The 18,995-nt window shown below is 43.1% G+C and carries 19 protein-coding genes; 16 read left to right on the top strand and 3 right to left on the bottom strand.

The window, feature by feature from the left end:
* The 3 genes from ADI76_RS03060 to ldcB all read left to right on the top strand — a co-directional run.
* Positions 1–928, top strand: a 928-nt coding sequence (locus ADI76_RS03060) for a DUF6574 domain-containing protein (RefSeq protein WP_049514720.1), incomplete at its 5' end; no start/stop codon positions are given.
* A gap of 66 nt (positions 929–994) precedes the next feature.
* Complete coding sequence (locus tag ADI76_RS03065) at positions 995–2,782, top strand: TcaA second domain-containing protein (RefSeq protein ID WP_193390718.1); 1,788 nt, start codon at positions 995–997, stop codon at positions 2,780–2,782.
* A 10-nt stretch (positions 2,783–2,792) separates the two neighbouring features.
* Positions 2,793–3,572: an LD-carboxypeptidase LdcB/DacB gene (ldcB, locus tag ADI76_RS03070; RefSeq protein ID WP_023918315.1), complete on the top strand. Its 780-nt coding sequence runs from the start codon at positions 2,793–2,795 to the stop codon at positions 3,570–3,572.
* Between the two features lie 31 nt (positions 3,573–3,603).
* Here ldcB and ADI76_RS03075 read toward each other — a convergent pair whose 3' ends face one another.
* The 3 genes from ADI76_RS03075 to coaA all read right to left on the bottom strand — a co-directional run bounded on the left by ADI76_RS03075 (position 3,604) and on the right by coaA (position 5,445).
* Positions 3,604–4,113 (bottom strand): DNA topology modulation protein, encoded by a 510-nt coding sequence (locus tag ADI76_RS03075; RefSeq protein WP_049514722.1) that lies wholly within the window; start codon positions 4,111–4,113, stop codon positions 3,604–3,606.
* Positions 4,114–4,179: 66 nt separating this feature from the next.
* The gene (rpsT, locus tag ADI76_RS03080) at positions 4,180–4,428 is read right to left on the bottom strand and encodes a 30S ribosomal protein S20 (RefSeq protein ID WP_003007640.1); all 249 of its coding nucleotides are present in this window, start codon (positions 4,426–4,428) and stop codon (positions 4,180–4,182) included.
* 96 nt (positions 4,429–4,524) lie between these two features.
* Positions 4,525–5,445: a type I pantothenate kinase gene (coaA, locus tag ADI76_RS03085; protein WP_049514723.1), complete on the bottom strand. Its 921-nt coding sequence runs from the start codon at positions 5,443–5,445 to the stop codon at positions 4,525–4,527.
* Positions 5,446–5,535: 90 nt separating this feature from the next.
* On the opposite strand from coaA, the gene ADI76_RS03090 reads away from it, so the two are divergent.
* The 13 genes from ADI76_RS03090 to ADI76_RS03150 all read left to right on the top strand — a co-directional run bounded on the left by ADI76_RS03090 (position 5,536) and on the right by ADI76_RS03150 (position 18,922).
* Positions 5,536–6,129, top strand: coding sequence for a class I SAM-dependent methyltransferase (locus tag ADI76_RS03090; RefSeq protein ID WP_049514724.1), 594 nt, complete (start codon positions 5,536–5,538; stop codon positions 6,127–6,129).
* Positions 6,126–7,403 (top strand): pyrimidine-nucleoside phosphorylase, encoded by a 1,278-nt coding sequence (locus ADI76_RS03095; protein WP_049514725.1) that lies wholly within the window; start codon positions 6,126–6,128, stop codon positions 7,401–7,403. Before ADI76_RS03090 ends, ADI76_RS03095 begins: the two co-directional genes overlap by 4 nt.
* 17 nt (positions 7,404–7,420) lie before the next feature.
* A complete protein-coding gene (gene deoC / locus ADI76_RS03100; RefSeq protein WP_003001619.1) occupies positions 7,421–8,083 on the top strand; it encodes a deoxyribose-phosphate aldolase in 663 nt (220 codons plus the stop codon).
* Positions 8,070–8,459 carry a cytidine deaminase gene (locus tag ADI76_RS03105; RefSeq protein WP_031573704.1) on the top strand — a complete coding sequence of 130 codons (390 nt, stop codon included), beginning with the start codon at positions 8,070–8,072 and terminating at the stop codon, positions 8,457–8,459. Before deoC ends, ADI76_RS03105 begins: the two co-directional genes overlap by 14 nt.
* Before the next feature lie 75 nt (positions 8,460–8,534).
* The gene (locus tag ADI76_RS03110) at positions 8,535–9,596 is read left to right on the top strand and encodes a BMP family lipoprotein (RefSeq protein ID WP_031573707.1); all 1,062 of its coding nucleotides are present in this window, start codon (positions 8,535–8,537) and stop codon (positions 9,594–9,596) included.
* Positions 9,597–9,730: 134 nt separating this feature from the next.
* On the top strand, positions 9,731–11,266 hold the full coding sequence (locus tag ADI76_RS03115; RefSeq protein WP_049514726.1) for an ABC transporter ATP-binding protein: 1,536 nt from the start codon (positions 9,731–9,733) through the stop codon (positions 11,264–11,266).
* Positions 11,259–12,320, top strand: a complete 1,062-nt coding sequence (locus ADI76_RS03120) for an ABC transporter permease (protein WP_049489017.1) — start codon at positions 11,259–11,261, stop codon at positions 12,318–12,320. The genes ADI76_RS03115 and ADI76_RS03120 overlap by 8 nt, the downstream gene beginning before the upstream one ends.
* Entirely contained in the window at positions 12,320–13,276 is a 957-nt protein-coding gene (locus tag ADI76_RS03125; protein WP_021153355.1) for an ABC transporter permease, read from the top strand. Before ADI76_RS03120 ends, ADI76_RS03125 begins: the two co-directional genes overlap by 1 nt.
* A 120-nt stretch (positions 13,277–13,396) precedes the next feature.
* Positions 13,397–13,999, top strand: coding sequence for a hypothetical protein (locus tag ADI76_RS03130; protein ID WP_049514727.1), 603 nt, complete (start codon positions 13,397–13,399; stop codon positions 13,997–13,999).
* A 21-nt stretch (positions 14,000–14,020) separates the two neighbouring features.
* On the top strand, positions 14,021–14,656 hold the full coding sequence (locus ADI76_RS03135; protein ID WP_049514728.1) for a copper homeostasis protein CutC: 636 nt from the start codon (positions 14,021–14,023) through the stop codon (positions 14,654–14,656).
* Between the two features lie 103 nt (positions 14,657–14,759).
* The gene (locus ADI76_RS03140; RefSeq protein ID WP_049514729.1) at positions 14,760–15,425 is read left to right on the top strand and encodes an MmcQ/YjbR family DNA-binding protein; all 666 of its coding nucleotides are present in this window, start codon (positions 14,760–14,762) and stop codon (positions 15,423–15,425) included.
* 1 nt (position 15,426) lies between these two features.
* Positions 15,427–17,181, top strand: coding sequence for an ABC transporter ATP-binding protein (locus ADI76_RS03145; protein ID WP_049514730.1), 1,755 nt, complete (start codon positions 15,427–15,429; stop codon positions 17,179–17,181).
* On the top strand, positions 17,168–18,922 hold the full coding sequence (locus ADI76_RS03150) for an ABC transporter ATP-binding protein (protein WP_049514731.1): 1,755 nt from the start codon (positions 17,168–17,170) through the stop codon (positions 18,920–18,922). Before ADI76_RS03145 ends, ADI76_RS03150 begins: the two co-directional genes overlap by 14 nt.
* The last annotated feature ends 73 nt before the right edge of the window (positions 18,923–18,995 follow it).

The raw sequence follows: 18,995 nt of genomic DNA on the forward strand, positions 1-18,995 counted from the left end.
ACCAGTTGCAGCGCCACAAGCCCCAGAGTTTGTCGCAGCACCAACTGCACCTGTGGAAGAACCGGTTGCAGCGCCACAAGCCCCAGAGTTTGTCGCAGCACCAGCAGCAACAGCAGCACCAGCTGCACCTACAGAAGAACCAGTAGCAGCTCCAGTTCAAGAAGCGGCACCTCAAGTTGCTCCAACGAATGGTCCTGCTTTCCAACAAGCTCCGCAACAAGCTTACCAACAACCTACTCAAGCATCTTATCAACAAGCTCCTTACCAAGGTCAACCAGGACAAGCTTATCCTGCCCAACCAAGTCAATTTGGTGTAGCCGTTGGTGGTTACTGGAATTGGTTCCTTTCAGCTTTGAAACGTCCAACAGCTGTAGAAAATCCAAAAGCTCTTAACGGTATTTTACAATATGTTTTGACTGCTTTTGTAATGGCCTTGGCTACCTTCTTCACAGCTAGTGGGTTTACAGGTGGTTATGGAATGGATTTCCGTGCCTTTATGTTGACATTGATTTCCCTCTTCTTTAGCATTTACGCTTTCCAAGTAGCTGGATTCTTTGTTCGCCGTGTGGTTCTTCAAGATAAGGAATATAGTTACGGTCGTTCATTTGAAGAATTTGGACGTTTGTCTGTTTACACTTTGCCACTTGCCCTTCTCGCTTTCTTAGTAGGTCTTGTAAAAGTTTATGAATTTTATGGCTTTGTAAACTTCCTTATTTTCTTCTTGTTCTTTGTTGGAACATGCTATGTGGTTCATCAAGGATTGAACAAGACGAGCTTTAAAGCAGACAAATTCTTGCTTATTGTAGCATCATCTGTTGTCTTGCTTCTCATTGCCATCTTTGTTCTTTATGTAAATGCTCGTATTTTAGAACAAGTAGCTACTGGATTTATTCCAAGTGCTCCAAATTTCTCTAACTTTGGATTCTAACAATATCACAAAATGGAAGGTGGGGGGACCCACTTTCCCTATTTTATAATGAGGGAGAAGAGATCCATGCAGAAGAAATGGGTTGAATTATTTGAAAAAGTGATCGGTCGCAAACCGTCACCAGAAGAGTTTATGGCTGGGAAAGCCTGTGGATTTGATTTAAAACAAATTCAGTCTATCGCAGGCAATGCCCCAGAAGAGAATCTAGCACCTGTCGAGGAACCGGTGCTTGAACCAGTTGAAGAAGTGAAGAATGTTGATCCACTTCTGGCAGCTCGTCAGGCTTGGTTGCAACATTTTGAAGAAACCTATGGACGCAAGCCAAGTGCAGAAGAATTTACCGCTGCCAAAAGTCAGAACTTCGAGTTTTTTGTAGGACCTGTTCCTGAAGCAGAATTTACGAACCCAGATTCAACTGAAGAAACACAGAAATATGTCCCTCAACAGCCTACTCAAGAGTACACGGCTCCACTTGCTACTGAGCAAACGCAGGTCTTTGAGGGATCAACCTTCACAGAGGCAAGTCCAGCTCAGAAAAAACCAAAGGTTCCTAAAACGAAGAGTGGGAAGAAACTTTCTAAGAAGAAAATTGGGATTATTTCTGCCCTTGCTGTTCTTGTGATCGCTTTGGTAGCAGCCTTCTTTTACTTCCAGTCTACAACACGTGTCGAAGTGACTGCAGATAAATTCATCAAGGCAGTGGACACCAAGGATTATCGTGAAGCAGCAGGCCTGCTTTCAACTGATAACGATAAATGGACAAAGGATGAAGCCGAAAGCTTGATCACCAGCATGGAAGATCAAGGAGTCGATATTGGCACAGAATTGAACAAGATCATCGATAATGGTGGAGAAGGCAGCTATACGGATAAATCTGGTAACAAGATCTTTGGTTTGGAAAAGGCGGACAAGAAATTTGGAATCTTCCAAGAATACCGTGTGGCCAGCTATCCAGTGCAAGTCAAGGTCAAGACCAATTTGGACCAAGCCAAACTCAAAGTGGCTGCTAATAAAACCGTGACCTTGAAGAAAGATGCAGTGACAGATCTTGGTTCTTTCCATTATAATACAAAAGAAATGGAATTGACTGCTAAAACAGAAGTCGGAAATGTCACTTCTAAGATCCATCTCAATCCTAAAAAAGCAACGAAGAATAACTTAGAATTGCAGTTGAATTCTGAAAAACGCAATTTAGAAGTTGAGTTCCCAGATGAAGTTGAAAACCCAACGGATGTGAAGGTTGTGGTCAACGGTAAAGAAGTTGGCACTAGCACGACCTTTGAAGTAGACAGCATCCCTTATCAAGAAATTGAAGTGCATGCCGTTTTCAATATGAATGGGGAAACCTACACAACCGAAAAGGCTAAGGTGACGATTGAAGAGGGTGAAAACGATCCGATCGAACTCAAACTAGCCAAAGATACTTTAAAACGCTTCAAGAGTGCTCAAGATGCTAAGAAAGCGCAAGCAGCCAAAGAAGAACAAAATCGGACCCTGGCAGAAGAATTCTTGAAAGAGTACCGCGATGCTGTCTTTAGCTCAGTTTCAAATCGAAATAACACCTACTCTAAATACTATGACACGCAAAGTCAAGCCTACAAAGACATGGTTGAATTCACAACGGGTGATGGTGTTCGAAAGGCTAAAATTGACTACTATACTCCAGGAGCTTTGGATATTCAAAGTGTCACTGAAGAAAATGGTGTGGTGACCATCAAGACTTATGAAGACTTTACCGTGCATTATACAGATAGTCATCCAGATTCACAAAATCGCAAGTACAAGACCTACACCTTGAAAAAAGTAGGTGCAAGTTATGTGATCACGGATATTGTCGTAACAAAAGAATCATAGGAGATTCCCCATGAAAGCAAGATTTTCCAAATTAACGTTGGTGACAGTTGCCTTGTTAACCCTGACAGCTTGCTCCCAATCTCAATCCACTAGTTCTAAATCTTCTGCAAAAGAAGAAACCAAACAAAAGCAAACCAAGTCTTCCAAAGAAATGTCTTCAGCAAAGAATCCATCAAAAGAGACTGGCAAAGAAGAGTCGTCAAAAACTGGTAAGTCAGATGTGAAAGTGGACTCTGGTGTCAGCTACAATGGTTCTTACTATAGTGTTAAAGGGAAATATGGTGAGGTGATGATCGCCAACAAACATTATCCTTTGGCGCCGGACTTTAACCCAGGTGAAGATCCTGAAGCTGTTTCGGCCCTTCATGAATTGATCGCAGCCATGCAGGCAGAGGGTTATCCGATCAGTGACCAATATAGTGGTTTTCGTAGCTACGATACCCAAGTTGGACTCTATCAAAACTATGTCAATCAAGATGGTCAAGAAGCCGCAGATCGTTATTCCGCAAGACCGGGCTATAGTGAACACCAAACTGGTTTGGCCTTTGATTTGATCGATACCAGTGCTAATTTGGTAACTGAACCTGGACCAAGTAAGTGGTTGCTCAAGAATGCTGCTAAATATGGCTTTGTGGTTCGATACCAAGAAGGAAAAGAAAAAGTAACAGGCTACATGCCAGAAAGCTGGCATCTCCGCTATATCGGAAAAGAAGCACAAGATATCGCTGATTCAGGCTTGAGTCTGGAAGAATACTATGGCTTCACCGGCGGAGATTACGTTGATAAATAAGAAAAGGCTGGGATTTTAATCCCAACCTTTTTTATTGTATTGTTTTTAGAAATGCATATAGCTCTTTTTGATTCTTGAGAGAGATGAATTTATCGGGATAGGTAGAACGGATATTTCGATACCTTTCTTTGGCCTTCTTAGTTCGACCGTCCCAAAGGATCCAACGGATGAATTCCCAGTCAAAGCGTTCAGGGCAGCCTGCTGCCATACTCTCGCGAACGCGTCCCTTATAACGACGGAATCGTTTCCAGGCTCTATAGAGGCAGTTCCAACGAGAGAAATTGAGAAAGATAATGTGGTCTGCTTGCTCCATTCTTTCCTCATAGCAACACCAAGAATAATTTCCATCAATGACCCAGTCTTTATGTTGGCTAAGAAACTGTTTCATCTGTCCCTCCATCCAATCCCGGTCACTGTCTATCCAGCCGGGTTGAAATTGGAGGGTATCCATATGAAGCTTGGGGATGGAGTAGTAGCGAGCTAAGGCTCCAGCCAAGGTAGATTTTCCAGATCCAGAATAGCCGATAATAACAATTTTCATAAACACCTCTCAAAAATTTAGGAACAAAAAAAGCTCCGGAGAGCTTGATTTTTATGCTGTTCTTGATTAACCAAGTTTCGCTGCAAGACGTGCTTTATCACGGCTAGCTTTGTTCTTGTGGATCAAACCTTTAGTTTCTGCTTTATCGATAGCTGAGCTAGCAGCGCGGTAAAGTTCTTCAGATGGGTTTGCTTCAAAAGCTTTGATTGCAGTACGCATAGCTGATTTTTGAGCTGAGTTTTTTTCGTTTTGTTTAACGTTCAATTCAGCGCGTTTGATAGCTGATTTAATGTTTGCCAAGTTATTCACCTCCATTGATAATCTAACTATCTCATTATATATGAAAAGTTATGATTTGACAAGCCTAAAATAGCTTTTCCTTAAAAAAGTACCGGTAAAAGGCCATTTTCTCTAGCGTTTGAGATAAATTTCGTCGATTTCATGGTTGGTTGCCTTATGGAGAATCAGATCAGCCCGGTTACGGGTTGGTTGAATGTAATGTTGCAAGTTGACTAAATTAATGGATTCCCAAACCTGATGGGCCATGCTTAAAACTTCTTCTAGGGGTTGCTCTGTAAATCGATAGTAGTAGTTCTTGGGATCATTCTGAGCTAATGCCAGGAGTTTTTGGAAGCGATCGATATACCAAGATTCGATATCATCGACTGCGGCATCCACATAGATTGAAAAATCAAAGAAATCGGTCATATAGAGATTGTCATTTTGCGGATTTTGAAAGACATTGATTCCTTCTACAATGACAAAATCAGCTGGTAAAATCGTTTGCTTCTCATCTGGGACAATATCGTAAATTTCGTGGGAATAGACAGGAATTTCTACACTCTTGTTGTTTTTGATTTGGTTGAGAAAATCAAGAAGCAATTCCATATCATAGCTTTCAGGAAATCCTTTTCGATTGAGGAGCTCTTGTTCTTTTAAGATAGCATTTGGATAGAGAAAGCCATCTGTTGTCACCAATTCTACGGTCGAGCCTTCGAAGGTCCGCGAAAGTAGGATTTGGAGAAGACGGCTAGTAGTCGATTTCCCAACAGCGACACTCCCAGAAACCCCAATGATAAAGGGTTGGCGTTCACTGGTTTTTTGAAGAAAAATCCCTTTTGAGAAGGCCAAATCTTCTTTGGAACGCTTGTAGATTCCGATCAAGTTTGTCAAAGGCAGGTAGACGTCACGCACATCCTGGAGGTTGATGCGGTCGTTAAAGCTTTTAATAGAATTAAGCTCTGTTTGAGAGAGAGGCGGGGTGGTTTTGCGATGCAAATTTTGCCAGGTTTCCCGATTGATTTTTTCAAAATGTAAAAATTCTTTGTCCATATGTCACTCCTATTGTAGTCTTTAGTATACCAATTTTTAGTGGTCGTGTAAACGATTTAAAAAACGAATGAATTATGATAAAATAACCTTATGAGTAAAATGTATTTCGATATAACCCCTGATGCAGCCCATGATATTCATGATCTGGCTGTTGTTTTATTGGGACAAAAGATGAATTTCTATACAGATGCGGGCGTCTTTAGTAAAAAAATGATTGATTATGGAAGCCAGGTGCTCTTATCAGCCCTGGATTTCCAAGAAGGGGAAAGCGTTCTTGATGTCGGTTGTGGCTATGGTCCAATTGGCCTCTCTCTAGCTAAAGCACAGGGAGTCGCCGTGACCATGGTGGATGTCAATGAGCGGGCGCTAGACTTGGCTAAGAAAAATGCCAGCCGAAATGGCGTGGAAGCTCAGATCTTTTCTTCGGATGTCTATGAAGCGGTTGAAGGGGTCTTTGACCATGTGATCAGTAATCCGCCGATCCGAGCCGGTAAGAAAGTGGTGCATCAGGTGATTACGGGTAGTTTTGATCATTTGAAGCCAGGTGGAGACTTGACCATTGTCATTCAGAAAAAGCAAGGGGCTCCAAGTGCTAAGGCCAAGATGGAAGAGACGTTTGGCAATTGTGAGATCGTAAAAAAAGACAAAGGCTATTATATTTTAAGAAGTGAGAAAGAATCATGAGAGCTGTAGATATCATTCAGAAAAAAAGAGATGGTCTTGCCTTAAACAAAGAAGAAATTGAATGGCTGATTGAGGGATATGTGGCTGGAACAGTTCCAGATTACCAAATGTCCGCTTTTGCTATGGCCGTTTATTTTAAAGGGATGACGACAGAAGAAATCTCCCATATGACCATGAAGATGGTCCAAACAGGGCAACAGTTTGACCTGTCAGCTATTCCAGGAATCAAGGTAGACAAACATTCAACTGGTGGTGTGGGAGACAAGGTAACCTTAGTCTTGGTACCTCTGGTTGCAAGTTTCGGAGTGCCAGTTGCTAAAATGAGCGGTCGTGGCTTAGGCCACACAGGTGGAACCATCGATAAATTAGAATCGATTAAAGGATTCCAAATTGAGCGGACTCAAGAGGAATTTATCCAGCAGGTGCAGGAGATCGGCTTATCGGTTATTGGTCAATCTGATCAACTTGTGAAAGCAGATAAACTCTTGTATGCTCTTCGGGACGTGACAGCGACAGTGGATACCATTCCATTGATTGCTAGCTCCGTCATGAGTAAGAAAATTGCTGCTGGAGCAGATGCCATCCTTCTCGATGTCACCGTTGGAGAAGGGGCCTTTATGAAGACCATTGAGGAGGCGCGTGAACTAGCTCGTACCATGGTGGATCTCGGTAATGCCGTAGGGCGCAAGACAATCGCTGTCATTACAGATATGAGCCAACCTTTGGGAACCAGCATTGGTAATCGTTTAGAAATTTTAGAAGCCCTGGATATTCTGAAAGGACAAGGACGTGCTGATGTGACAGAGTTTATTTGTGAGTTGGCGCAAATCATGTTGAAATTGGCCAATGTAGATCAATCGATTGAAGCCATCCATGAACACTTGACCAATGGTCAAGCTTTAGCGAAGTTTGAAGAAATGGTCGCGGCTCAAGGTGGAGATTTAAAAGATTTGCATCGTCCCGTCAAAGTGGATCAGGTCCTTGAAGTAACAGCGGATCAAGATGGCGTCATTGCTGCTTTACCTGCCATGGAGTTTGGTTTGTTTGCTATGCGCCTGGGTGCTGGTCGTGCTGTCAAATCGGATCCCCTCGATTACGAAACAGGGATTGTGTTTGACAAAAAAGTGGGAGAGCACGTCAAAAAAGGGGAACGCATTGCCCGCATTTTCATGAATGAAAAAAATTCACAAGAAGGCGTTACAGAATTCAAAAAAAATGTTAAAATACTAGAAAGGGCTGAAAGCGTTAAAGAAATTATTGAAATAATATCTTAAGCAGCTCAGGAGATTGTATGAAGTTAAATAAATATATCGATCACACTCTTTTAAAACCAGATGCGCAACAAGAACAGATCGAAAAGCTGATCGAAGAAGCCAAGGCTTATGATTTTGCGAGTGTCTGTGTGAACCCGACATGGGTGAATTTTGCGGCTGAGGGCTTGCGCGATTCAGACGTTAAAGTTTGTACCGTCATTGGTTTTCCTTTAGGAGCAAATACACCATTTGTCAAAGCGTGTGAAACAAAAAATGCGATTCAAAATGGTGCCGATGAGATTGACATGGTCATTAATATCGGGGCTCTTAAGTCTAAGAATTTAGCACTAGTTGAGGAAGATATCCAAGCCGTAGTCGAAGCGAGCGGTGATAAGCTGGTCAAAGTCATCATTGAGACTTGTCTCTTAACCGATGATGAAAAGATCGTTGCTTGTCAAATTGCTAAGTTAGCTGGCGCAGACTTTGTGAAGACTTCAACTGGCTTCTCAACTGGAGGAGCAACGGTAGAAGATGTGGCCTTAATGCGTCAAACTGTTGGACCTGACATGGGTGTCAAAGCTTCTGGTGGTGCTCGCTCTTATGAAGATGCTCTTGCTTTTATCGAAGCTGGTGCGACCCGTATCGGGACTTCTTCTGGTGTAGCCATCATGGAAGGAAAGGTGGCTCATGGCGACTACTGAGTTGATTGACTTAGCAGTTGAAGTGAGTAAACAAGCCTATGTGCCTTACTCTCATTTCCCAATTGGAGCTGTACTGCTAACGAAGGATGGAGAAATCTATACAGGTGTCAATATCGAAAATGCCAGTTTTGGATTAACCAACTGTGGAGAACGGACAGCCATTTTTAAAGCTGTTTCTGAAGGAGCTCGTGAGTTTCAAGAACTCATTATCTACGGGCAAACAGAAAAGCCCATCTCTCCATGTGGTGCTTGTCGCCAGGTCATGGCTGAATTTTTTGAGCCAGACCTTCCTGTAACCTTAGTATCTAAAGATAAATCGACGGTCGTGATGACGGTCAAGGAATTACTTCCATATTCCTTTACAGACCTGACTTAATAGGTCTGTGAGGCGGTCTTTTGACCCTTTCAATACTTCGCAACAATGTTGCACAATAATTTAGGAGGTTCAGTAATGAACAAGAAACAATGGCTAGGCCTTGGTCTAGTAACTGTCGCTGCTATCGGACTTGCAGCATGTGGAAATCGTGCGTCTAAAAAAGATAGCGCAAACTCAGAATCTAAAACAGATTTGAAAGCTGCTATCATTACCGATACTGGTGGTGTGGATGACAAATCATTCAACCAATCTGCTTGGGAAGGTTTGCAAGCTTGGGGTAAAGAAAACGGTCTTTCTAAAGGGAACGGATTTGACTACTTCCAATCAACAGATGAATCTCAATATGCGACAAACCTTGATGAAGCTGTTTCTAACGACTACAAATTGATCTTTGGTGTTGGTTTTGCCTTGAGCGACTCTGTTAAAAAAGCTGCAAAAGACAACCAAGATGTGAACTATGTCATCATCGATGACCGTATTGAAGGACAAAAGAACGTAGCATCTGCTGTTTATGCCGATAACGAAGCTGGTTACCTTGCTGGTATCGCTGCTGCGAAAACTACAAAAACTAAACAAGTTGGTTTTGTAGGTGGTATGGAAAGTGAAGTTATCACTCGTTTCCGCGCTGGATTTGAAGCTGGTGTTAAATCTGTTGACCCATCTATCAAAGTTCAAGTAGACTACGCTGGTTCATTCGGTGACTCTGCTAAAGGTAAAACAATTGCTGCTGCACAATATGCTGCAGGTGCAGACGTTATCTACCAAGTAGCTGGTGGTACTGGTGCAGGTGTCTTCTCTGAAGCTAAAGACTTGAACGAGAAGAAAAATGAAGACGAAAAAGTTTGGGTTCTTGGTGTTGACCGTGACCAAAAAGCTGAAGGTGAATACACTTCTAAAGATGGTAAAAAATCTAACTTCGTATTGGCTTCAAGCTTGAAGAAAGTCGGAGAATCTGTAAAAGACTTGGCTAAGAAAACTGCTGATGGTAAATTCCCTGGCGGTAAAGTGATTACTTATAGCTTGAAAGATGGTGGAGTTGATTTGACAACTGACAACCTTTCTGCAGATGCTAAAAAAGCTGTAGAAGATGCTAAAGCTAAAATCCTTGACGGGTCTCTTAAAGTTCCTGAAAAATAATATTTGATTGGATCGGCCCGACCTTCAAGGGCCGTTCCTTTTAATAAATTGAGACATTTTTGTCTCAGTAAAATCTATTAGCTACCCTAATAGGTTTTATTGAAATAAAAATTGATTTGAAAGGAAACACCCCCATGACACATGAATATGTCATCGAAATGCGTGAGATTACCAAAAAATTTGGTGACTTTGTAGCAAATGACAAGATTAATCTTCAGTTGCGCAAAGGTGAAATCCATGCACTTCTTGGAGAAAATGGTGCAGGGAAATCTACCCTGATGAATATGTTGGCTGGTTTGTTGGAACCAACTAGCGGAGACATCGTGGTAAATGGAAAAACTGTTAACCTAGACTCACCTTCAAAAGCAGCCTCTTTAGGAATTGGAATGGTGCACCAACACTTTATGTTGGTTGAAGCCTTCACTGTTGCTGAAAATATCATCCTTGGGTCTGAAACCACTAAACATGGTGTTTTGGATCTTAAGAAAGCCAGTCAAGATATCCTTGATTTGTCTAAAAAATATGGCTTAGCAGTGGATCCAAATGCTAAAGTGGAGGATATTTCCGTTGGTGCGCAGCAACGTGTGGAAATCTTAAAGACGCTTTATCGTGGAGCCGACATCCTAATCTTCGATGAACCAACTGCGGTGTTGACACCAGCTGAAATCGAAGAATTGATGACAATCATGAAGAACTTGGCGAATGAAGGAAAATCTATTATCTTGATTACGCACAAGTTGGATGAAATCCGTGCTGTTTCAGACCGCGTAACGGTTATTCGCCGTGGTAAATCGATTGAGACAGTCGAGATTGGTGGAGCTACTAACCAAGACTTGGCCGAAATGATGGTCGGTCGTTCAGTTTCCTTTAAAACGGAGAAAGGTCCTTCTCAACCAAAAGAAGTCGTCTTGTCGATCGAAAACTTGGTTGTAAACGAAAACCGGGGTGTCCCAGCTGTTAAGAATCTTTCACTGGAACTTCGTGCTGGTGAAGTCGTGGGGATCGCAGGGATTGATGGAAATGGTCAGTCTGAATTGATCCAAGCGATTACAGGTCTACGGAAGGTAAAATCTGGTTCAATCAAGATTAAAGGCAAGGATGTTGTAGGACTTCGTCCACGTCAAATCACAGAAATGAAGGTAGGGCACGTCCCTGAAGACCGTCATCGGGATGGATTAGTCCTTGATATGATGATCTCTGAAAACATTGCCCTTCAAACCTATTATAAAGAACCTCTTAGCAAGAATGGTATTTTGAATTATCCAAATATTACCTCTTATGCCAAGAAGTTGATGGAAGAGTTTGACGTTCGTGCAGCCAGTGAAGTGGTACCTGCTAAGGCTCTCTCTGGAGGAAACCAGCAAAAAGCCATTATCGCTCGGGAAATTGATCGTGATCCAGATCTCTTGATCGTTAGTCAGCCGACTCGTGGATTGGACGTTGGAGCGATCGAATATATCCACAAACGTTTGATTCAAGAACGGGATAATGGGAAAGCTGTTCTGGTTGTCAGCTTTGAATTAGATGAAATTTTGAATGTTTCTGACCGTATTGCGGTTATTCATGATGGGAAGATCCAAGGGATCGTAACCCCTGAAACAACGAATAAGCAAGAACTTGGAATCCTCATGGCAGGAGGCCAAGTAAAGGAGGGAGCATCAAATGAATAAGAATTTAAAACAAATTGCCGTTCCATTGGTGTCTGTCCTTTTAGGATTGGTCTTGGGTGCCATTATTATGTGGGCCTTCAGCTATGATGCCCTTTGGGGATATGAATTGCTGTTTAAGAAAGCCTTTGGTTCGATTAAGAGTTGGGGAAATATTTCCCGTGCCATGGGGCCACTGATTTTAGTTGCTCTTGGATTTTCAGTAGCCAGCCGGGCCGGCTTCTTTAACGTTGGACTTCCTGGTCAGGCTTTTGCAGGATGGATCATGGCGACTTGGTTTGCCCTTTCTTTCCCAAATATGCCTCGCTTACTGATGATTCCGATGACTGTTTTGATTGCGGCTGTCGCAGGTGGATTTATTGGAGCGATTCCTGGTTTCCTTCGTGCCTATCTCGGAACCAGTGAGGTCATCATCACCATTATGATGAACTACATTGTTCTCTATGGTGGGAATGCCTTGATACATAGCTTCCCAGCTTCCTTGATGAAAAACAAGGACTCAACCATTGATGTGGGAGCCAACGCTGTCTACCAGACGGAGTGGTTGCGTAATTTGACGGACAAATCACAAATGAACATCGGGATCTTCTTTGCCATCATCGCAGTGGTGGTCATCTGGTTCTTGATGAAGAAAACAACACTTGGTTTTGAAATCCGTGCCGTTGGTCTCAATGCGAATGCGGCAGAATACGCAGGGATGTCTGCAAAACGGACCATTATCCTTTCTATGATCATTTCTGGTGCTCTTGCTGGTATTGGTGGGGTAGCAGAAGGTCTAGGTATTTACTCAAATGTCTATGTTCAAACAAGCTCAATGAGTGTTGGATTTAACGGAATGGCCGTTGCCCTTCTTGCGATGAATTCACCAATTGGTATTCCATTTGCTGCCTTCTTGTTTGGTGCACTTCAAATTGGGGGAGTTGGTATGAAGCCAGCTGCAATCCCTGAAGAAGTCGTTCAAATTGTGACAGCATCCATTATCTTCTTCGTATGTGCCCACTACATTATCGAAAAGATGATCTCGATGCGTTCAGCTAAAAAAGGAGGAGCAAACTAATGAGTATTGTAACGATTTTAAGTATTCTTGTTTCCTCTATGATTGTGTATGCGGCGCCGCTGATCTTCACAAGTATCGGAGGAGCATACTCAGAACACGCTGGGGTTGTTAACGTTGGTCTGGAAGGAATCATGGTTATGGGAGCCTTCTCAGGTATTATCTTTAACTTGACTTTTGAGCCTGAGTTAGGAAGTTTGACACCATGGTTGTCCTTGATCGTTGCTGCAGGAATTGGAGTACTCTTCTCCTTGATCCACGCGGTGGCAACCATTCATTTCCGTGCTGACCATATCGTCTCAGGTACAGTATTGAACTTGATGGCACCTCCATTGGCAGTCTTTCTTGTCAAAGCGATGTATAACAAGGGACAAACTGATAATATCAAAGTTGCCTTTGGGAAAACATCTATTCCAGTCTTATCTAAAATTCCGGTCATTGGGGATATTTTCTTCAACAATGCCAGCATCATCGGCTGGGTTGCGATTCTATTTTCATTCTTTGCTTGGTTTATCATGTTCAAGACGAAATTTGGATTGCGTCTTCGTTCAGTTGGTGAACACCCACAAGCAGCAGATACATTGGGAATCAATGTATATAGAATGCGCTACTTAGGAGTGATGATCTCAGGTGCTCTTGCAGGAATCGGAGGAGCCATTTACGCTCAGTCAGTTTCTGTTAACTTCGCGGTAACTACTATTGTAGGTCCTGGATTTATCGCCCTTGCGGCTATGATTTTTGGGAAATGGAACCCAATCGGGGCCATGCTTGCTAGTCTCTTCTTTGGAGCTTCACAAAGTTTGGCTGTTATCGGGAATCAATTGCCTTTACTTAAAGGTATCCCATCCATCTACTTGCAAATTGCGCCTTACGTCTTGACCATGGTTGTCTTGGCAGCCTTCTTCGGACAAGCAGTTGCGCCAAAAGCAGATGGTGTTAACTACATTAAATCGAAATAATGCACAGAGAGATGCGAGGTTTCCTCGGTCTCTTTTGCTTTCTAAAGGCCCCTCTTAGTCGCAATTTCTTTAGAATTAAGGTACAATAAGAATACAACTTTACACGTATTGGAGGAGCAGATGTTTAAGTGGATGAGACGCCTGATTGGCATGGTGATCGTTTTATTTATTTTATTAGGGGTCCTGTTGGTTCCTGGATCTATTCCTGAAGGGGAGCAGCTGAGAAATGTGCAGGCAGGGAGTTCTTTGATTGAGCTGGCTCAAAATGCAGTTTCAAATGCTTCTGTGAGCACTGAAGGGGTCTCAACTGAGCTAAGTCTCAATTCTGTACAATTAAGTCAGGTCGTCAAAACAAGTGCTGGATCCGCCCTTGACAATTCTGACTATCAAAAGATGGCACTAGGAATGGATGGCAATGACCTTCACGTCAAAGTTCCTGTATCATTAGGGCCAGTCGATAGCTATCTAGATTTAACCATGACCGGTCAAGTCGAAAACAATGTCATGAATTTGACTGTGACCGGTGCTAAATTAGGGAAAATGCCCATTCCAAAATTCTTGGTTCTCAACTATTTGAAGGATCAATCCAATCAAAATGGAAGTGGCTTCACGGTTAATGGTGATCAAATCACCCTTGAGATCCCTCAAGCAGGCTATAGTATCTCAAAAGCGAGAGTGGAAAATGGCAATGCTAAGGTAACCGTTAGTATCTCCTTGTTTTAAGTCTTTGTAATTGGAGTTGTCATGCTTGTCTTTGAATTTTGTGCAGAGAATTTAACTTTTATTGATAAGGCGATTGCTGCTGGGGCAGGTCGCATTGAACTGTGTGACAACCTGGCAGTAGGCGGGACCACACCGAGTATAGGTGTGATCAATGAAGCAATCAAACTGACAAGAGAGAAGTCCGTGGATCTATGTGTGATCATTCGGCCCCGTGGTGGAGATTTTGTCTACACTGATCCAGAAGTCGAAGCTATGCTGACGGATATTCGTGCTGCGAAAGAAATAGGGATTACTTGTTTTGTGCTGGGTGCGCTGACGAGTGATCGAAAGTTGGACAAGAGGGTCATGCAGCTTTTACTTGCAGCCTGTGGAGAGGCAGAGGTGGTCTTTCATATGGCCTTTGATGAGTTAGCTCATACAGATCAGCTAGAAGCGATTGAGTGGCTTTCTGATCAGGGTGTAGCCCGCATTTTAACACGAGCTGGAAGTCCAGGTGACCCACTAGAGCAACGTTTTGCACACTATCATCGTTTATTAGATGCGGCTAAGGGAAAGATTCAGATCCTACCAGGTGGAGGTGTGACCCTTGACAATCGTCAGCTCTTTTTGGAGCAATTGGGTGTTTGTCAACTGCATGGCACGCGCATCGTGTTTTAAAAAAGAAACGCTCACTGCCTGAAGTAGTTTTGAAGATCCGTTATCAAGGTTGGAGACGTTGTTTCCAGCCTCTTCTAGTGCAAAAATGAATAAGGGAGAGAAAATGTTTTTAGAGCATTATTTTGACCGATACACCTTTCAGCCAGAAAAGGGATTGGCTTTTGGATTTGAAAAGAGAGGGGCAGGCTATGAGTACCAGTGTCCCGTCTTATCGGACTCTTTTCTCTTAAAGGTCCGTGTCTGCGACCAGAAGATATCTTTTCAGGTCTATGATCAGGATACAGGGGACGAGTATATCCAGATCCATCAGGAACAGCTACAAGGAAATTTCGTTGGCCAAGTCAGAGAAGCTTGTCAGGAAAGTCTTGCAAGGATTCGCCAAGCTTGTTTTGAGGTAGAGAAATTTCTCTATCCTCAAGCCAAGCGTCTCATGGCCTATATCTCTCTGTACTATCAGGGAACGATTGAGTATTTGTGGGAGAGATCTCCAGAATCTGGTGCCATTCGCCACCGAGACACCCTCAAGTGGTATGGTGTTTTTATGACTATTGATTGGAAAAAATTGGATGCTGGCAAGTCTGGGAAAATAGAAGTTTTGAATGTTAAGTCTGATCAAGTAGCCCGTTTCATCCAGCAGAAGGGGATTTATCCAGCTTTTCATATGAATAAAAAATATTGGGTGAGTATCCCGCTCGATGGAACAATTGCTGATGAGGAGTTGTTTGCTCTGGTGGATAGTAGCTGGCAACTCACCAAAAAGGGGAAATAAGATGAATCTGTTGAGGAAATTATCTTGGTTTTTTAATTTAGAGAAGAAGCGATACTTGATCGGGATAGGGTCCTTGATCTTGGTTAGTTTTTTAAACCTCATTCCTCCAAGAATCATGGGACTTGTGATCGATTTGATCGATAAAAGAAGGCTGACACTGGGGCAGTTGGTCGTGAATATTGGATTTCTAGTTCTAGCAGCTCTTGCCATGTATGGACTTCGTTTTGTCTGGAGACGCTATATTTTTGGGACGGCCAATAAGTTAGCTCGGATTTTGCGTTACCGTTTGTTCAAGCACTTTACGCTCATGTCATCGTCTTTTTATCAGCGTTATCGGACTGGGGATCTCATGGCCCATGCTACCAATGATATCAATGCGGTAACCATGTTTGCCGGTGGTGGGGTTATGTCTGCAGTGGATGCGTCTGTCACAGCCTTGGTGACCCTGGTCAGCATGTTTTTCATGATTGATTGGCGCTTAACCCTCTTGGCTATTTTGCCCCTACCAGTTATGGTGGTAGTGACGTCGGCTATTGGACGCAAAAACCACCAAGCCTTCAAAGAAGCTCAAGAAGGCTTCTCGGAGCTCAACAACTTTGTGCAGGAATCAGTATCAGGAGTCAAGGTAACCAAATCCTTTGGTTTTCAGGCAGATGAGATTCAGGCTTTTGAAAAGACCAATCAAATGGTCTTTTCAAAAAATATGACTTCAGCCAGTTACAATGCCTTGTTTGATCCGACCACTCTTCTTTTTGTCGGTCTCTCTTATGTCTTGACCCTATACTTCGGGGGCCTTTTCGTCCAGGAAGGAAGCTTGACAGTTGGACAAATCGTAACCTTTATCACCTATCTCAATATGCTCGTGTGGCCCCTTCAAGCCATGGGCTTCTTATTTAATATTAGTCAAAGGGCTAGCGTCTCGTATGACCGAATTGAGACACTTTTAGCAGAAACACCTGAAATCCAAGATCCAAACCATCCAGTCAGAGACATTCAAAATGGAGATTTGGAATATGACATTAAAGAATTCGCCTACGAGAAAGAGCCTGTTCTTGAAAAGGTTACTTTTCATTTAGAAAAAGGACAAACCCTTGGAATTGTGGGTCCAACTGGATCTGGAAAGACCACCTTGTTGCGTCTCTTACTCAGAGAGCATGACTTGGAGCAGGGAGATATTTTTCTAAATGGAATCTCCATCAAAGATTATCGTTTGCAAGATCTGCGTAGTTTGATCGGCTATGTTCCTCAAGATCAGATTCTCTTTGCCATGACTATTCGCGAGAATGTTGCTTTTTCAGATCCGCAGATCAAGGAAGAAGAGTTGATAAAAGCGCTAAGAACCTGTGGGGTCTATGAGGATGTCTTGGCTATGCCAGACCAGATGGAGACTGTGCTTGGAGAAAGAGGAGTCTCTCTTTCTGGCGGGCAAAAGCAACGGATTGCCATGAGTCGTGCTTTGGTCATGAATCCTGAGATCTTGCTTCTGGATGATTCCCTCTCTGCAGTAGATGCGAAGACGGAGCACCAGATCATCGAAAATATGAAGCAGGAACGCAAGGGGAAAACAACCATGATCACAGCCCATCGCTTATCCGCTATCGTTCATGCGGATTTGATTCTGGTAATGGAGAATGGTCAAATCAAGGAGCGCGGAAATCACGAGGAATTAATGGGTCAAAAAGGTTGGTACTATGAAACCTACCAAGCCCAACAATTATCAGAAGAAATGGAGGAAAAGCTGAATGAAAACATCTGAAGCTCGTGTGATGAAGCGGCTCTTGGCTTATATGTGGTGTTACAAATGGTTAACAGCCCTAGCCTTAGCATTTACCTTCCTGACTAGCCTTTTATTGACAGCGATCCCTCTAGCGGCACGCTGGTATATTGACCACCTAGTGGATCCAAAAGAAGCAGGTTCACCGGTCATGACAGCTTTTCAGTTTCTCATTCTTTACTATGGGTTATTCATTGGGCGCGTGCTGGCGACCTACCTGAGCCAATTAACCTTTGCGCGTGTATCCAATTCCATCGTAAGAGATATCCGACTAGATATTTTCCAAAATCTGCAAAGGCTGGGCATGTCCTTTTATGACCAGACAGCAGCAGGTTCGATTGTCTCCCGTGTGACCAATGATACACAGGCCGTCGCAGATATGTTCTCCACTGTCTTTTCAAGCCTGGTTTCATCCTTTTTACTTTTTGTAGTGACCCTGGTGACCATGTTTAGCCTGGATTGGCATTTGACTATTTGGATTCTGCCTTTTCTTCCCGTCATTTGGTTTTCCATTCGACTCTATCGCAAGTTATCCAACCGCCTGGTCAAAATGATGCGTCAGAAATTATCAGATATCAATGTGAAATTATCTGAATCCATCGAAGGCATGCGAATCGTGCAGGCCTTTCGCCAAGAAAAGCGTTTGACTGATGAGTTTGAACGGATTAATTGGGAACATTTGGACTATGCCAATCGTTCTGTCGATGTTAATTCCCTCTTTTTGAGACCAGCTATGACCCTGTTACAGGTCCTAGCCTATGCAGTCATTCTGACCTTTTTCGGCCTAAATTGGCAGTCTTCTGGCTTTACAGCAGGTCTTATTTATGCCTTTATCCAGTACGTTAGCCAGCTTTTCCAACCCTTGATTGATGTTACCCAAAATTTTGCAACCTTGCAGACCTCTACCATTTCAGCAGCGCGTGTCTTTGAAGTAATGGATCAGGCTGACAATGAGCCTAAGCAAATGGGTCATCTCAAAGAAATTAAGCGGGGAGATATACGCTTTGACCATGTATCATTTTCTTACGATGGCAAACGAGATGTCCTAAAAGATATCTCCTTTGAGGTCAAAAACGGACAAACCATCGCCTTTGTCGGTCATACTGGTTCTGGTAAATCTTCCATTATCAATCTCTTTATGCGATTTTATGAATTTGATCGCGGACGGATCTTGATTGATGGAAAGGATATCAAGGACTACAGTCAGGAAGCCTTGCGCAAGTCTATCGGTCTAGTGCTGCAGGAACCTTTTCTCTATCATGGAACCATTGCTTCCAATATCCGGATGTACCATGAGGAACTGACAGAGGCTGAAATCCAACAAGCCGCCGAATTTGTGGATGTGGAGGAATTTATCGAGAGTCTACCTGGTGGCTATAATCATCCGGTAACCGAGCGGGGTTCTACCCTATCGACTGGTCAGCGACAGCTTCTGGCTTTTGCTCGAACCATTGCTGCTCAACCTAAGATTCTCATTTTGGATGAGGCCACGGCTAATATTGACCAAGAGACAGAAGAAATGATCCAAAACTCTCTGAAGAAGATGCGCCAAGGGCGGACAACCATTGCTATTGCCCATCGTCTTTCTACTATCCAAGATGCCGATTGCATTTATGTTCTCGATAAGGGAAAAATCATCGAATCAGGCAACCACGATCAGCTCATTGCTCTAGGAGGAACGTATAAGAAAATGTATGATCTCCAGGCCGGTATGATGAAATAAGGACAAACAAGGAGAGTGGGACAGAAATCGGTCATTCGTTAGAATTCGATTTCGTCGTCCCACCTCCGCACAG

This window comes from Streptococcus parasanguinis, from assembly GCF_001074805.1.
GTDB classification, from domain to species: Bacteria; Bacillota; Bacilli; order Lactobacillales; family Streptococcaceae; genus Streptococcus; species Streptococcus parasanguinis_A.

Excerpts from the sequence above, each read along its gene's own strand:
- ADI76_RS03115 (WP_049514726.1), top strand. The coding sequence starts at position 9,731 with ATGACACATGAATATGTCATCGAAATGCGTGAGATTACCAAAAAATTT.
- ADI76_RS03095 (WP_049514725.1), top strand. The coding sequence starts at position 6,126 with ATGAGAGCTGTAGATATCATTCAGAAAAAAAGAGATGGTCTTGCCTTA.
- ADI76_RS03075 (WP_049514722.1), bottom strand. The coding sequence starts at position 4,113 with ATGAAAATTGTTATTATCGGCTATTCTGGATCTGGAAAATCTACCTTG.
- ADI76_RS03105 (WP_031573704.1), top strand. The coding sequence starts at position 8,070 with ATGGCGACTACTGAGTTGATTGACTTAGCAGTTGAAGTGAGTAAACAA.
- ADI76_RS03150 (WP_049514731.1), top strand. The coding sequence starts at position 17,168 with ATGAAAACATCTGAAGCTCGTGTGATGAAGCGGCTCTTGGCTTATATG.
- ADI76_RS03130 (WP_049514727.1), top strand. The coding sequence starts at position 13,397 with ATGTTTAAGTGGATGAGACGCCTGATTGGCATGGTGATCGTTTTATTT.
- ADI76_RS03065 (WP_193390718.1), top strand. The coding sequence starts at position 995 with ATGCAGAAGAAATGGGTTGAATTATTTGAAAAAGTGATCGGTCGCAAA.
- ADI76_RS03135 (WP_049514728.1), top strand. The coding sequence starts at position 14,021 with ATGCTTGTCTTTGAATTTTGTGCAGAGAATTTAACTTTTATTGATAAG.
- ADI76_RS03090 (WP_049514724.1), top strand. The coding sequence starts at position 5,536 with ATGAGTAAAATGTATTTCGATATAACCCCTGATGCAGCCCATGATATT.
- rpsT (WP_003007640.1), bottom strand. The coding sequence starts at position 4,428 with ATGGAGGTGAATAACTTGGCAAACATTAAATCAGCTATCAAACGCGCT.
- ADI76_RS03110 (WP_031573707.1), top strand. The coding sequence starts at position 8,535 with ATGAACAAGAAACAATGGCTAGGCCTTGGTCTAGTAACTGTCGCTGCT.
- ldcB (WP_023918315.1), top strand. The coding sequence starts at position 2,793 with ATGAAAGCAAGATTTTCCAAATTAACGTTGGTGACAGTTGCCTTGTTA.
- ADI76_RS03140 (WP_049514729.1), top strand. The coding sequence starts at position 14,760 with ATGTTTTTAGAGCATTATTTTGACCGATACACCTTTCAGCCAGAAAAG.
- ADI76_RS03125 (WP_021153355.1), top strand. The coding sequence starts at position 12,320 with ATGAGTATTGTAACGATTTTAAGTATTCTTGTTTCCTCTATGATTGTG.
- ADI76_RS03145 (WP_049514730.1), top strand. The coding sequence starts at position 15,427 with ATGAATCTGTTGAGGAAATTATCTTGGTTTTTTAATTTAGAGAAGAAG.
- ADI76_RS03120 (WP_049489017.1), top strand. The coding sequence starts at position 11,259 with ATGAATAAGAATTTAAAACAAATTGCCGTTCCATTGGTGTCTGTCCTT.
- deoC (WP_003001619.1), top strand. The coding sequence starts at position 7,421 with ATGAAGTTAAATAAATATATCGATCACACTCTTTTAAAACCAGATGCG.
- coaA (WP_049514723.1), bottom strand. The coding sequence starts at position 5,445 with ATGGACAAAGAATTTTTACATTTTGAAAAAATCAATCGGGAAACCTGG.